Source organism: Agarivorans sp. Toyoura001, assembly GCF_005405585.1.
Lineage (GTDB): Bacteria > Pseudomonadota > Gammaproteobacteria > Enterobacterales > Celerinatantimonadaceae > Agarivorans.
This window is the reverse complement of the sequence record NZ_BJEQ01000015.1, coordinates 44,662-59,350: the sequence shown is the minus strand read 5'-3', so window position 1 is coordinate 59,350 and position 14,689 is coordinate 44,662. Positions and strand designations below refer to the sequence as shown.

The following is a 14,689-nucleotide window of genomic DNA, read 5'->3' as shown; positions in this document are numbered from 1 at the left end:
GTTCATTAGAGTAGAAGCTGTAAGGATCACGGTTGCTCAATAAAATTCTCAACATTGGCACGCGCAAAGGAAAGCGCCACGCAGTGCGAATGACCAATTTATTTATTGTTATTGGTCTACCATTGTTGATGCTCAACGTGGCTGTTCAAGCCTCTGAGTACCAGATAAATGTTGCTGAATTTTGGCTAGTAAACGCGATGGTTATTGTCGGTTATTGCATTACGCTGTTACTCAATTGGCTAAATCAGAATGACCTTGCTCGAGCTTGGATGCTAACGGTATTTGTATTAGACGTCACCCTCGCGTCTACACGCTGGTTTGGCATTGAATCGCTAATCTTCTTCCACCTCATTGTGCTATACCCAGTGGCTTTTTTACTCTGGCAAGACAAACCATCGATTCGCAATGCTATTTTGGTGCTTATTTCGGTAGCCTTTTTAGCCATATTTTATTGGCCAAACGCCCCAATGTTTCCAAGCGATCTAGAACAGCAACAAAGCTCAATGGCGTTGGTATTTATCAACTGCGCCATATTGCTGAGTCTAGTGGCCAAATTGTTTTCTATTGATACCCAGCGTGCCCACCAGCACTTAGCTAAACAAGCTCGTATCGACTCTCTGACCAACGTATTAAATCGTCGCGAGTTAGAGCGCCAACTAAAATTGGAAAATGAGTCGGTTTTCAGCATGGCAGTCATGCTTTTTGATATTGATAAGTTTAAAGCCATTAACGACCACTTTGGCCACCACGCCGGCGACCAAGCCTTAAAACATGTTGTGGCCTGCGTGCGACAAGTGTTGCCAGAAGAAGCAAAGTTTGCTCGATTTGGTGGCGATGAATTTTGTATATTGTGGCCCAATTGCAAACGCCAGCAAGCGCAAACCCTCGCCAGAAAAATCGTCCGTCACGTGGCCAATAACGCCTGGTTACACCAGCAACATAACACCCCCATCAGCATTAGCATGGGTATTGCCTTTGAAACCCAAAGAAAAGACCTTTCCAGACTATTGATTGACGCAGACAATGCCATGTATGCTGCCAAACGGAACGGGCGCAATACCTTTGTGGCATTTTGGACCGACCAAACACAAGCAATGCCCGCTTAAACGCAATCAACGCCTCTGTTTTTGCAAACGCCAACTTTAGGATTCATCTGTGAACTACGAATGGTTAGCCCTTTTGGCGGCTGCTTTATGGGCATGCACTAGCTTAATATCGGTCACTCCTAGCCGCCAGCTTGGCGCCTTTGCTTATAGCCGTTGGCGCATGGGTTTAGTCAGCGTAATGCTACTTAGTGCAGCCTTGTTCAACAACCAATGGCAAGTGATAACCCTAGAGCAAGCGAGTCTGTTTGCCTTGTCTGGTTTTATTGGAGTGTTTGTTGGAGATACCGCCTTATTTGCCTGCATGAATCGGCTTGGCCCCAGGCGAGCGAGTTTGCTATTTGCTTGCCATGCGGCATTTTCGGCGTTTTTGGGAGTATGGCTTTTTAATGAAGCGCTATTTGGCTGGTCGTTACTAGGCGCAGGCTGCTTATTTTTGGGTGTAGCCTTAGCGGTAGCCTTTGGCCGCAAACCCGACCAACATAGTTGGGAGAAGATTTCCGGTCCGGTAGGTATTGCTGTGGCCTTGGGTTTAACTGCTGCACTATGTCAAAGCTTGGGTACGGTAATGCTCAAGCCTTTAATGAGTGCACCAGAGTTTTCTCAAATAGACCCGGTGGCAGGCTCCGCTTTGCGCATGTTTAGTGCTTTTTCTGCTCATTGGCTGTTGTGGTTAAGTGGCAATAAACTAGCCCGAGCCCAAAATCCTCTTAACTCAAGACTCTTTATGATGATTGCCACCAATGGCTTTTTAGCCATGGCTGTAGGCATGACTCTTATGTTATTTGCTTTACGCTATGGCGACGTATCCGTCGTCGCACTATTGTCTTCGACCTCACCAGTATTGGTATTACCTTTGTTATGGATTGTCACCAAACAAGCACCCACTCGCTCGGCGTGGTGCAGCGCTGCCTTATGTGTTTTGGGTAGCGCTTTATTGATTTTCGCCTAAACCTTGATGGTAAATAACAACAGCCTCGTGATTACCCTAGTCCTTAAATGCCGGAAGATTAGCAATCCGCTGATCGATAAAAAATACTTTCTGCTGATACAACTCAGAATCAGTTGAACCGTAGATGTGAGCAAAATCAGGCTCGCTAATACCTTCAGTAAGATCATCAATTCGCGGAAAAAATGCCTCTTCGGAACGCGCATTGCGCATCACAGTTAAAAACTGTTTTGCTTTGCTTTTTTGTTTCGCCGTTTCGGCAAATACAATACCTGCCTTATCGGCGGCCAAATCAGCAAAGCTAAAGCCGCTCCCGCCCTCGAGCGAGTCAAACAGCTCTTTAAATTCACCAATAGACGCACTAAATCCTTGTTCTCCAGCCATGCTCAATCCAGCCGAGTAAACAAAGTGCAAGAGTAGGTCTCTACGCCCTGCTAAAGTCACATTAGTAGGGGCGGCTTGTAAGCTTATCTGTTGTTCAAAACGCTGGGCTATTAACTGTTGAAAAGGTCCTTGGCTGAAAAACATCGCCATAGCCCATACTAGCGCCTGCTGCTCGGTTAACAGCTCCCCTTGTTCGCCACGCATTGCTACATCAAAACTTAAGGGGTAAAGATAATCGTAAAGTGAAATAGTCTGCTGTTGGCCATATTGTTGACTAAGTGTCAGCAGTTTTTGGTAATACACGTCTACGGGCAGCTTACTCACGCCAGGGTTTTGCCACTGACTAACATTTTTATACACGCTAGCCACACGCACACCTAAGTCAGCCACTGGTTGCACCTTGGCGCTAACTTGCTGAGCGTCAATGTCTACCTGACTAAGCCCAGCTATCAACTCTTCAAATTGAAGCTCGGGAAACAGCGCCTCCAAACCACGGGTTAACAATGCTTTAGCAATGCTTCCGGGTAGCCGTAGCCCACCAATTTGCCAATCACCAAACCGCAAACCTTCAGCAGAGGATAACAGCGTAATATGGCTGTTAATATACCCATGGTAGATCCCCTTAGGGAGAGCAACGCTTGCCTGAAGCTGCAAATACTCTGGCGCAAAATGCGCTTCTGCATTTAAGCCACTAAAAGCTTTAGACGCCAAGGCTAACAGCCCCTGCATTTGCTGCTGGCTTAACTGAATATCTTTAGCTTGCTGGGCCTTACTAAACTGGACTACATTACTTTGCAGCCATTGTTTAGCATCCGCCACTTGTTGCGGGCTTACCGATCTAGGGGTAGAAATAGAGGCTTGCTTAGATACACTTAAGACAACTACGCTGGCAATTGCCAGCGAAAGTATAAGCACCAAAGCGAAGAGTGAAACTAACAGCTTTTTCATTAGAAATTACGCACATTCAGGCCATTTATGAGGGACATAATTACTGGTCTTCGGCTAACCATTGTGCCACGTCTTTGGCAAAGTAAGTCAAAATCCCATCAGCGCCAGCACGTTTAAAGGCGAGCAGTGATTCTAATACCACAGGTCGCTCGGCTAACCAGCCATTGTCTATTGCCGCTTTATGCATCGCGTACTCACCACTTACCTGGTAAGCAAAAGTGGGCACTGCAAAAGTGTCTTTAACTTGGCGTACTACGTCTAAATAAGGCATGCCAGGCTTCACCATCACCATGTCGGCGCCTTCTTCAATGTCTAAAGCCACTTCATGTAAGGCTTCTTGGCCATTTGCAGGATCCATTTGATAGGTCTTTTTGTTGCCGCCCTTCAAGTTGCCAGAACTGCCTACTGCGTCGCGAAACGGGCCATAATAGCTAGAGGCGTATTTAGCCGAATACGCCATAATCATGGTGTTATGGTAACCAGCATCTTCTAACGCTTCACGAATAGCGGCGATTCGCCCGTCCATCATATCTGATGGAGCCACCATATCGGCACCAGCGGCCGCATGTGATAAGGCCTGTTTGACCAAAATCTCAGTGGTGATGTCGTTCTGCACATAACCTTGCTCGTCAATAATGCCGTCTTGCCCATGGGTTGTGAACGGGTCTAAGGCAACATCGGTCATTAATCCTAGTTCAGGGAAGGCTTGTTTCAGCGCTTTCACTGCACGTTGCGCTAACGCATCGTCAGCGTAAGCTTGCTCGGCCAACAATGACTTTTGGTCTAAAGGTGTTACCGGGAATAAAGCGATCATTGGCACACCTAAGGCAACCAATTGCTCTGCTTCTTTTAATAATAAATCGATACTAAAACGCTGAATACCCGGCATCGATGCAATGCTCTCGGTCTTATTTTCGCCCTCAATAACAAACATCGGGTAAATCAGATCATCAACGCGAAGCTGATTTTCACAGGCCAAGCGACGAGAAAAATCATGGCGACGAATACGACGCATACGGGTTGCAGGGAAAACTCTTGATACGCTCACTCAGCGCTCCTTAAAATTTAGCATTGTACATCTAGCGCTACTTTAAGCGGCTATGGCTTGCTCGGCAAGCGTAGCCAACAACTTTCTTAACACTTATCAAACAGCTGCAAGTTGCTCATGGAATGTAAGCTAAAACGCCCAATATCAGGGATAAGCGCCAACTGCCAAGGAAAACGTTTCCACATTAAGCTGACATTTGTTAAATTAGTGATACAACATGGCGTAATGTCACAGTGAGTGACGCAGGTGCAATACCTTACTTTAGGTAAGCGAGCCAAGTCATGAATCGATTAGTTTTTGGAGAATAAATGGCCACAATTAAAGACGTAGCAGCTGCCGCCGGTGTTTCTGTCGCCACCGTATCACGCGTGGTAAACAATGGTCCTAAGGTTAGCGCCAAAAACCGTGATTTAGTGAAAAAGGTGATGCTAGAACTGGGTTATCGCCCCAACGCCAATGCGCGAGCCTTAGTCACTCAAACCAATCCTACTCTTGGTTTAGTATTTAGCGAATTGACCGACCCGTTTTTTGCCACCCTTGCTGGCGGCGTTGAAAAGGTCACTCGCAATAACAACATTCAGTTGCTCATTAGCAACGGCTTAGTGAGTGCCGAAAGTGAAAAACGCGCTATTGAAACCTTGCTGGAACAGCGCTGCCAAGCTCTCGTTGTGCATTCTAAGGCCTTGAGTAATCAAGCCTTAATTGACTACGCAGAAGCTGTACCGGCAATGGTACTGATTAACCGTTATATTCCAGAGATCGCTCATCGCTGCGTATGGTTAGACAACCAAGCTGGTGGCGAAGCAGCCGCTAGGCACTTGCTAGCACAAGGCCACGAAAACATTGCCTGCATTACCAGCAACTACGACATCGAAGATCCACGTTTACGCTTACAAGGCGCAAAGGCCGCTTTAAGTGAGCATGGTATGCCGTTATCGGAACACGCTATTGCATCATCAGATCCCAATGAAATTGGCGGCGAAATTGCCGCACAAAATTTATTGGCACGTGGTTTAGACTTTTCAGCTCTGATTGTTTACAACGATTCAATGGCGTCTGGGGCTATCACCGTATTGTGCGATAACGGTTATCGAGTCCCTGAAGATGTATCGGTCATTGGTTTTGATGACGTGCTGCTATCACGCTATTTACGGCCAAAACTCACCACCATGCGCTACCCCATTGAGATGATGGCGATGGAGGCTGCTGAAATGTCTTTAGCCTTAGCCGCTGGAGAGCCCGTAGCGCCCATTCATAAATACGTACCTACCCTGGTAAAACGCGACTCTGTAGCGGTACACAAGCAACTCCAAAACGCCACTTAGCGCTACTGCACGCAAGACAATACCATGATGTATCGAGTCTTTGGCTCGGTGCTACATCGCCGTAAAAATAAAATCGGTGACATCCTATATTCCCAACTTATCGCGCAGGTTGTAATACACCGCACCTAAGGCGGTAAAAGGCACTTGCAGGTGTCGCCCTCCTGGAAAGCGGTAATGATTAAGCGAGGCAAATACATCAAAACGTTGCGATTGCTCACTTAATACCTCAGCCAGCAATTTTCCGGCTAAATGGGTACAAGTTAAGCCGTGACCACTATAACCCTGCAGATAATAAATATTGCTATCTAGGCGGCCAAACTGCGGCATTCGTGAATAGGTAAGCAAAAAGTTACCGGTCCATGCATAATCAATATTTACGCCAGTTAACTGCGGAAATAAAGACTCAAATTTGGGTCTAATTTGTTTTTCAATTGAGGCCAAAGGCTTTGCCCCATAGACTACACCACCACCAAACAATAAGCGCTTGTCGCCACTAATTCGATAATAATCCAACAGGTAATTACAATCTTCTACGCAATAGTTTTGAGGTAGCAATTGCTCACATAAATCATCACTCAGCGGCTCTGTAGCCACCACTTGAGTACCACAACGAATGGCTTTGTCACTTAGCTTGGGTTCTAACTCGCCCAAATACGCGTTTCCAGCAAACAGCAAATAGTTAGCCGCTACGCTGCCATGCTCGGTGGTCACTTTAGCTGGTTCACCAGCTTGGTAATCAAGCACTGCAGACTGCTCGTAAATTTCTCCACCTAAGGACAAAATCGCCTCTGCCTCTCCTAAGGCTAAGTTAAGCGAATGAATATGCCCGCCTTTCATGTCTAACAAGCCACCTTGGTATGCTTGAGTGCCAACAACTTTCGCTAACTGAGCTTTATCTAATAACTCAAGTTGATGATTACCAAAGCGCTCCCAGTTCGCTTTTTGTCCAGCTAAGCCTTTCAGTTGCTTGGCATTATATGCCGCAAATACCCCACCTTGCTGGTAGTCACACTCAATATGGTAATCGGCAATTCGTGAGCGAATAATCTCGCCGCCCTCAAAGATCATTTCATTAAGCGCTTGCGCTGTATTTTTATCGTAACGCTGCTCAATGACATCAACGTCTCGACTGTAGCTATTGACGATTTGTCCCCCATTTCGCCCAGTGGCGCCAAAGCCTACTTTGACACTTTCCAGTATTACTACATGAAAGCCTTTTTCGGCTAAATGCAGCGCCGATGATAAGCCACTAAAGCCGGCACCAATAATACAAACATCGCAACGAATATGCTGCTGTAGCTGAGGAAACTGGCGCGTATTGTTGGCACTGGCGGCATAATACGAAGCGGTATGGTTAAGCATGTTGACTCCTTAACGACACTCTATTGCTGGTGTAAGCTAGCCGCTTTAACAAACTGGGTAAAAATGGCCTGCGAAATCGGGTTGCGAGTGGCTTGCCATTCAGGGTGCCACTGCACGGCATAAAAGAAAGGATGCTGAGCCAGCCGATAAGCTTCCACTAAGCCGTCTTCCGCCTGCGCCTCTACAATCAATGAATCCGCTAAGCGATTTACACCTTGGTTATGCAAAGAGTTCACCTCAATGCTCTGGCAATCAAGCCAACCAGCCAACCAACTGTCTTCGGCAAGCTTAAGTGAGTGTTGGTCAGCGTATTTTATTGAAAAGTTTTCGCTCTCGGGCTCTCTATGCTCAATCGCACCCGCTAATTGATAAACCTTGTGGTGCAAACTGCCGCCAAGCGCTACGTTCATCTCTTGAAAGCCCCGGCAAATACCCAATACTGGAAGAGCATGCTGTTTAGAATATTCGACAATAGCAAAAGCTAATCTATCTCTACCGCCGTCTAAACGCGGTTCTTGGTGAGTCGCACCATACAACTCTGGATGCACATTAGAATGACTGCCGGTGAGCAATACACCATCCAGTTGCGCTAATAGCGAATGCAGCGCTTCACCTGTTAGTTGATGCGGTAAAATCACTGGGCTCGCGCCATATTCAGCCAAAGCGTTCAGATAAAATTGATTAACACTTTGTACCTGATAAAGCCCTAGTGGTTTATGGCAGGTGATGATACCTATCAATGGTTGCTTTTGGCTTTCTGTCATCAATATACTCCCTCAAACATAGCCTATTCAGCTTAGGGTTAAAGTGGCATACAAATCAAAAGATGTAAATTATATTTAACACCTTGAGCTTTGGACAATCAAACAAACCAGACAAAATTCGAGTAAGGCGAATGAGTTGCGTCTTTAAACAGCATTTGATCATGCCGCCAGCTAGAAAAAGACTGCGCTTATACTGAACAGCTTATTCATTAATGGATTTGCTATTTCACTGCTGCTTAGCAGGAATCGAGTAAATCAATGGCAGCCCAGTAGCTTAATAGGTAAAATTGCCCGGCAACAATTAAGGAGTATGGGGCTCACCCTCAATCATGGCCGAACACGTAAGCATTAAAATCCAACTCAATTCAGCGCCCATTGCCGCGCCGAACGCACAACAAAACAGCATTGATAAGGTTTTAGCACCTAAACCTCCTTTCGACATTCGCAAGATTGTCGCCGCCGTACTTTTTTTATTACTGCTTGTCGGTGGCTTAATCGCGCAATTTTGGCCTGCGCCTTCTAATGCTCTTGCTGCCCAAACTGCCAGCAGCGAGCCAGTACATTTAGCGGAAACAGTAACCACCGAAAACCTAGATAGTGAAGCAATGCAGCCTAAACAAGAGCCTGAAACGAACACTGAGATTCTGATAGATGTTCAGACTAAACAGACAGTACAGACAAGCGAAATAGAGCAGGTTGCAGAAAAACAAACATCAGCGCAGCAGCCAAGTGACACGCTCAGCGCGAACAATATTGAGCAGCCCGCTATACAAGCCATAGTCGAATTAGAGCCGGCAACTTCGACTAGCGCTGAAACAGAAAATGAGTTAAATCTTCGAACTGACGAAGCCTTAGCAAACGAAGCGATAACGGACGAGCCTCAACACCCAGTAACGGCAGCAGCAGAGCCTGCAACTCCAGCATTAAGCGAACAGCCGGTCACCACTGCAGAGCAAGTAAACTGGTTTACTGAACAGCTACCCCGCGCGCAATTAACTAGCGCAATAAAGCAACGCGAACCTGTAGATTCCCTCACGGTGGTGAAGCTAGACCAACAAAGCAAAATCTACTTATTTAGCGAGCTACGCAACATGCAAGACCAACAGATTCAAGTGCATTGGTACCAAGATGAACGCTTGCGTGCCAGCGTAGATTTGGCCATTGGTGGGCAACGTTGGCGCACAAATTCCAGTAAGCAATTTGATAAGCATAGCCGTGGCCATTGGCGAGTGGCCATTTTCAATCAGCAACAACAGCTAATTTTTGAACAGAACTTTGTTGTGGAGTAAGCCTCGTCACTTGCAGCGCCGCGTAGTCGTGGTAAATTGAACATTCGTGTTAAAGCACAATAGGGTGAGCCATGGAACTTGAATTGATTCGCAGTGCGCTAGGTTGGGGCGCATTGATTAATGTAGCGGTATTGCTCTATTGGTTCGCCTTTTTAACTCTTGCCCACGACTGGACGTACAAGCTGCATTCCAAATGGTTTAACCTTAGCGTAGAGAAGTTTGACCGTTTTCACTACCTGGGCTTGGCACTCTATAAAACGGCCATTATTGCCTTTTATATTGTGCCTTATATCGCCCTAGGTATAGTGTTAGATTAGTCGGTATACAGCACTATCGATTGCGGCTCAGTAATTGAATAGCCCACCGTAGCCACACCTTCTACATCTTGAATTTGGGTATTAATGGTACCCTCTACCCATACCGGTTCCCAAAGATCTTCTAACTGCAAACCTTGTTTATAGGTAACATAAACGATCTGATTAGGCGGCGGTGGCGGGTAATGCAAACATGCACCAAAGTAAGGCACTAGCAAAAATTCAGTCACCAGCTCCCCTTCACTATCCAATGGCACAATAAAGCCAGGAATGCGAATAGGTTTGCCGTCCAGCTCTTTATTCACACTCACATTTAAGTTTTGCTGACCCGCTTGATCCATTGGCGCATTGTGGTCCACCTCTGGCAGTGCCATTTGTCGTTCGCTTTCCGGTAATAGCTGATCCCACACGTCAATGCCATCAGCCTGAACAGGTAGGCTGAGCATCAATAAACCAACTAAGTAATAAGCAAGTTTCATTATTTTTCCTTATTAAATCTTAATGCTCATGCCGTCACTCAGGGAGTAACGATAAGCACGCCATGCAGGCAAAACACCAGCAATAAAGCCAACAACCACTACCGCCAACAGCAAATACCATTGCTCTAATGTTGGCCAAGCAAGTGTTAAATAAAAGCCAAATTGATTCAGCAGAAGAGGCTTAGCCGCTCCCAAAATGAGATACATACTGGCAAGGCCAAATATTGCCCCCAGCCCACTCAATAGCAACGCCTCAATCAACAGCAAACCAAAGATATGCCGAGGTTTGGCCCCCACAGAGCGTAATATTGCCATCTCGCGGCGACGCTCTTTTAGGCTCACCATAAGAGTGGTTAACATGCTCATTAAACCAGTGATTACAACACAAATCGACACTGCCAATAGCGCGCTTTCGGCAATGCTTAAGATTCCCCATAACTCTTGTAGGGCAACACCAGGCAAAATCGCTAATAGAGCTTCGCCTTTATATTGATTTATTTGTCGCTGCAGATTAAATATCTGAAGCTTAGATTGAGTGCCTAACATCATCGCTGTAATGCTAGAGGGAGTAAGTTGTTGCTCGCTATATGGCGTGGCCTGCGGCGCTAAGTGAATCGCCTCAATACCGGCCAGCGAGGTTATCACGGTGCGATCTACTGGTGTACCGGTAGGTTTGAGTATGCCACTCACCACAAAAGGATATTGATCGTGATTAACAAAGCTAACGGCGGCAATGCCATGCGCAACTACAATTTTGTCGCCCAAGCTATAACCGAGTTTTCGAGCCACCTCTGCACCCAGCACCACTTCAAACGTTTCGTTCAAGGCTTCGCCTTGAGCAAAGCTTAGCGGCTGCTTATTGGCATATTGATAGTGCTCAAAAAAGCTATTGGTGGTGCCCATGACTCGGTAACCTCGGTGTGAATCCCCCAAGGAAATAGGAATAGACCACTTAACCGATTTTTGACCGGCAATCTCTTGATAGCTATCCCATGAAATATTGTTCGTCGCGTTACCAATACGAAATACCGAATACAGCAATAATTGGGTTGGCCCGCTGCGAGCGCCTACAATAAGATCGGTCCCCGAAATGGTAGAGGCAAAGCTCGATTTAGCTTGAGTACGCAGGTTTTCAACACCGAGTAACAAAGCCACACTCAAGGCAATGGTAAATAAACTGAGTAAGGCAGTACCGCGCCTTGCCCACAAACTGTGTCCGGCTAATTTAAGCAAGCTCATTTTGGCCTCCTAAATTTAACTTGGGTAAATCCACCACTTGTTCAAAACGTTCAGCCAGCTCATGGTCGTGGCTTACTAACAACAAGCTGCTATCGCAGTGGCTTAATTCTGCCATGAGTAAGTTCATGAAATGTTCACGGTTGGTTTTATCCAAAGCAGAAGTGGGTTCATCAGCAATAATCAGTGCCGGTGAGCCAATCATTGCACGCGCAGCCGCCACCCTTTGTTGCTGGCCAATACTTAGCTGACCGACCGGTTGCTCTAGCTGCTTATCGGGCAGCTGTAAATGCGCCAACAAGCGACGTGCTTCTTCTAATATCGTGGCTGAACGGCTCAACGCTCGCTGCTTACGCACTTTGGAGAACTGACAAGCTAGCGCCACATTCTCTACCACTGACAAATAAGGCAACAAGTTGAACTGCTGAAAAACATAGCCAATATTATCTGCTCTCAACTGATCTCGCTGAGCAGCACGCAGGCTTGCACAGTCTTTTCCCATAAACGTTAAGCAACCCTGCTGTGGACTAATCACTCCCGCGATTAAACTGAGCAAAGTTGATTTACCACAACCACTTGGCCCATGAATAAAAGTGTGACTAGCTGCCGATATGTTTAAATGAGGAATGTGAATAGCCGGGTGTTGTTCACCCGGCCACGCAAACACCACTTCATCTAAACGTAAAAGAGAAGCAGAGTGGCTCATACTATAGTTTTACCTTGTTTTGCGTTGGTGTGGCTTCTATTGCTACTTGCCCGCGATCACTCGCTCCCTGCACCTGAATTTTCTGCATACGAGGGAAGTAGTTAAACAACTGTAAATCGAAGCTGCTTAGCTCAGCTAACTCATGACAGTGGAAGTGATAGGTAAGGCGCACGTCTGAATGGCCAGCATGCTCGCCATGCGCTTCGTGCCCATCATGGTCATCATGATTTTTGTGCTCATCATGCTTGTCGTGAGCATGGTCGTCATGATCTTTGTGCTCATCATGCTTGTCGTGAGCATGGTCGTCATGGTCTTTGTGCTCATCATGCTTGTCGTGAGCATGATCGTCATGGTCTTTGTGCTCATCATGCTTGTCGTGAGCATGATCGTCATGGTCTTTGTGATCATCGTGCTTGTCATGAGCATGCTCATCATGATGTTCGTCTTCTTGGTCTAAGTCACCCCAATGTTGGCCAACTTTTTCCAACTCACATTGGCCGCCATTAAATACAAACAACTGCATGGCTTGAGCAGCCTGCTTTTTTGCATCATCCAATATCTGGTGTTGTTGCTCGTTGGCAGGCGCATGTTCAAAGCCTAAAAAGTTGTCGGCAGGTGAGAGAATTTCAATTTCCAACTCCTCACCAGCGGCGGCAAAAAATAACTCGGCCACGCCGTGTTGGTGAGCGGATTGTGCAAATGCTGCACTACTAAGCAGGCCAAAGCTGGCCGCAATTAAAGGCTTAAAGGTCATTATAGGTATCCATTGTTAGCTAAAAATAAAAGAATATAGATTTAGTTAAATGGCAGGGGGCGAGCGCGCGCTAGCCGCTAGACTATGGGCATTTTTAAAAGCGTAATTAACGGCAATAAAAGACCGCGCAATCATTAACGACGCAATCACTAAGGCGCTACTAACCAAGGCAGTAGCGAGTTTTTCTAAGTTAAAACACAGCTGACAATGGAGCTCTGAATGATCTGGGTCTAAACGCTCAGCCTGATGCTCGCCCCACGCCAAGGCAAAGGCAAATACTGAAAAAATCAGTATCCAAGTTATGCCTTGTTGCCTGCGGGGATTTAACATTATCAGTTACCTTGTGTACTTCTTAAACAACTAACCCTAACTAGGATTCAAGCAGTTTTACTTCATAAGATCCAAATTTACGTATGTTTATCACACCATTGTTAAAAATTAAGTATTGGCCTTTAATACCTTGTAACTCACCTTCTACTAAAGGATTTTTATCTAAGTTAAAGCTACTAATTTTGCTTGGGTATTGTTCAACTGGAAAGTGTAAGTCTACCACCGCCTCGTCGGGCAATGCGGTAATTGAATCTAAACCAAAACGTTCTGCGAGTTCCGCTAAGGCATCACCAATTTGTGGCAACAATCGTTCTCGCTCAGCCACTAAATCTAATTCAATCGCGTCGCCTTTTAGCATAGCCCGCCAGTTAGTTTTATCAGCCACCAATTTAGCTAATTCAATCTCCACTAAACCAGACAATTGGCGTGTTGCCACTTTAAAGATAGGTAACGCTTGAGTAGCACCTTGGTCAATCCAACGGGTAGGAATTTGAGTATGGCGAGTAATGCCCACCTTTAAACCGGAAGTATTCGCTAAATAAACATAGTGCGGAATCATACAGTGGGTTTCGCCCCACTCGGGCTCACGGCACGTTCCTTCGCTATAGTGGCAAGTTTCGGGTTTCATAATGCACATATCGCAGCTCGCTAGTTTGCGCATACAAACAAAACAATGGCCTTGCGAATAGCTCTTTTTGGTGGCTTTACCGCAGTTTCGGCAATGAATGTTACCGGTAAATTCAAAGGCGAAAGATTGTCCGATCAGGGGGTTAAGGTGCAGCTCTTGTTCACCTACCGGCAAATAATATTGTACTTGCTCGGCCAGTTCGGCGCGCATTTTAGATAAATGACCCTGCATCTTACTCTACTCTTTGAATAACTATTTAGCAGAGCAGTGTAAAGCAAAGCTCAGCGGCGTCCAAGCCTCAAAACATGTATAAGGTTAGTAGGGGTAATCTACATCACTATCGGTTGTATCCATCATTATTTGATGAAGTTCACCGCTTTCAATAAGCAAGGGCATGGCTTGTTCAAACTGATTTAATAACATTGCGCCTTTTTCAGTGGTAGAAAAACAAAAAGTAGTGCCATAACCAAACACACTATCGATAAATGCAAAGTCCCCTTTCAGTGACGGAGAGCTATCTAGCAATGCCTCAACATCATCTCGATAATCCAAGATCGCATCTACACGGCCAACTTTAAGTAATTTAATCATTTGGCTTAAGTCTGAGTACTCATCGTAGCTTGTCCCTTCTGGCAAAGAGTCAGCCCAATCGTAACCAAGGTGAGACACTACACGCTTCCCCACTAAATCGTCTAATGATTGATAGCTATTGGCAAATGTGGCTGAAACCAGCATATCGGTGACATCACGTTCAATTAAGTATTGTGAACAATTGGCCTTATCGAACTCATCGGCTGAAGCGCCAAACACAAGATCAACCTGCTGTTTTTCTAGCATTGCTACGCTGCGTGGGTAGGGCATAAAGTGGGCGGTATAGCTGTAGTCGGGGAAAATACGTTCGACTAATGAAAAATAATAGCCGATGCCATTTCGATTACTGAAATCTTCCCAAAAGTCGGTGGCGATGTTGATATTGCTAGCTGCGACAAAGGGCGTATTAAACAACAATAAAAAAATGGATAATCGCGGCATAAGCCGTCCATGCTTATCAGTAAGTATTAATAAGCATA

At 45.9% G+C, this 14,689-nt stretch carries 16 protein-coding genes; 5 read left to right on the top strand and 11 right to left on the bottom strand.

Annotated elements, in window-relative coordinates; genetic code table 11:
- Nucleotides 1-89 precede the first annotated feature (89 nt).
- Nucleotides 90-1,106 carry a GGDEF domain-containing protein gene (locus tag FFR00_RS16165; protein WP_137674451.1) on the top strand — a complete coding sequence of 339 codons (1,017 nt, stop codon included), beginning with the start codon at nt 90-92 and terminating at the stop codon, nt 1,104-1,106.
- Nucleotides 1,107-1,155: 49 nt separating this feature from the next.
- Entirely contained in the window at nt 1,156-2,055 is a 900-nt protein-coding gene (locus tag FFR00_RS16160) for a DMT family transporter (protein WP_137674450.1), read from the top strand.
- Nucleotides 2,056-2,091: 36 nt separating this feature from the next.
- On the opposite strand, the gene FFR00_RS16155 is transcribed toward FFR00_RS16160, so the two are convergent.
- Nucleotides 2,092-3,384 carry a hypothetical protein gene (locus tag FFR00_RS16155; RefSeq protein WP_137674449.1) on the bottom strand — a complete coding sequence of 431 codons (1,293 nt, stop codon included), beginning with the start codon at nt 3,382-3,384 and terminating at the stop codon, nt 2,092-2,094.
- Between the two features lie 40 nt (nt 3,385-3,424).
- A complete protein-coding gene (gene hemB / locus FFR00_RS16150; protein ID WP_255437913.1) occupies nt 3,425-4,432 on the bottom strand; it encodes a porphobilinogen synthase in 1,008 nt (335 codons plus the stop codon).
- 308 nt (nt 4,433-4,740) lie between these two features.
- Between hemB and FFR00_RS16145 the strand changes: the two genes are divergently transcribed.
- Entirely contained in the window at nt 4,741-5,757 is a 1,017-nt protein-coding gene (locus tag FFR00_RS16145; RefSeq protein ID WP_137674448.1) for a substrate-binding domain-containing protein, read from the top strand.
- A gap of 84 nt (nt 5,758-5,841) precedes the next feature.
- Here the strand turns inward: FFR00_RS16145 and FFR00_RS16140 are convergent, their stop codons facing one another.
- Together FFR00_RS16140 and FFR00_RS16135 are read right to left on the bottom strand one after the other, a co-directional pair.
- Nucleotides 5,842-7,119, bottom strand: coding sequence for an FAD-binding oxidoreductase (locus FFR00_RS16140; protein ID WP_137674447.1), 1,278 nt, complete (start codon nt 7,117-7,119; stop codon nt 5,842-5,844).
- A gap of 20 nt (nt 7,120-7,139) precedes the next feature.
- A complete protein-coding gene (locus tag FFR00_RS16135; RefSeq protein WP_137674446.1) occupies nt 7,140-7,883 on the bottom strand; it encodes a gamma-glutamyl-gamma-aminobutyrate hydrolase family protein in 744 nt (247 codons plus the stop codon).
- Between the two features lie 329 nt (nt 7,884-8,212).
- On the opposite strand from FFR00_RS16135, the gene FFR00_RS16130 reads away from it, so the two are divergent.
- A complete protein-coding gene (locus FFR00_RS16130; RefSeq protein WP_137674445.1) occupies nt 8,213-9,172 on the top strand; it encodes a DUF2914 domain-containing protein in 960 nt (319 codons plus the stop codon).
- A gap of 71 nt (nt 9,173-9,243) precedes the next feature.
- A complete protein-coding gene (locus FFR00_RS16125) occupies nt 9,244-9,489 on the top strand; it encodes a DUF6868 family protein (protein ID WP_137674444.1) in 246 nt (81 codons plus the stop codon).
- Here the strand turns inward: FFR00_RS16125 and FFR00_RS16120 are convergent.
- The 7 genes from FFR00_RS16120 to FFR00_RS16090 form a co-directional block, all read right to left on the bottom strand.
- Nucleotides 9,486-9,965 carry a DUF3299 domain-containing protein gene (locus tag FFR00_RS16120; protein ID WP_137674443.1) on the bottom strand — a complete coding sequence of 160 codons (480 nt, stop codon included), beginning with the start codon at nt 9,963-9,965 and terminating at the stop codon, nt 9,486-9,488. The two genes, FFR00_RS16125 and FFR00_RS16120, sit on opposite strands and share 4 nt — an antisense overlap.
- 12 nt (nt 9,966-9,977) lie before the next feature.
- Nucleotides 9,978-11,204: an ABC transporter permease gene (locus FFR00_RS16115; RefSeq protein WP_137674442.1), complete on the bottom strand. Its 1,227-nt coding sequence runs from the start codon at nt 11,202-11,204 to the stop codon at nt 9,978-9,980.
- Nucleotides 11,191-11,907, bottom strand: coding sequence for an ABC transporter ATP-binding protein (locus tag FFR00_RS16110; protein WP_137674441.1), 717 nt, complete (start codon nt 11,905-11,907; stop codon nt 11,191-11,193). The genes FFR00_RS16115 and FFR00_RS16110 overlap by 14 nt, the downstream gene beginning before the upstream one ends.
- 1 nt (nt 11,908) lies before the next feature.
- On the bottom strand, nt 11,909-12,661 hold the full coding sequence (locus FFR00_RS16105; RefSeq protein ID WP_137674440.1) for a DUF2796 domain-containing protein: 753 nt from the start codon (nt 12,659-12,661) through the stop codon (nt 11,909-11,911).
- A 45-nt stretch (nt 12,662-12,706) separates the two neighbouring features.
- Nucleotides 12,707-12,991, bottom strand: a complete 285-nt coding sequence (locus FFR00_RS16100; RefSeq protein WP_137674439.1) for a hypothetical protein — start codon at nt 12,989-12,991, stop codon at nt 12,707-12,709.
- 40 nt (nt 12,992-13,031) lie between these two features.
- Nucleotides 13,032-13,850, bottom strand: coding sequence for a DUF2797 domain-containing protein (locus FFR00_RS16095; protein WP_137674438.1), 819 nt, complete (start codon nt 13,848-13,850; stop codon nt 13,032-13,034).
- Nucleotides 13,851-13,934: 84 nt separating this feature from the next.
- A complete protein-coding gene (locus FFR00_RS16090) occupies nt 13,935-14,651 on the bottom strand; it encodes an ABC transporter substrate-binding protein (protein WP_137674437.1) in 717 nt (238 codons plus the stop codon).
- Nucleotides 14,652-14,689: the final 38 nt, after the last annotated feature.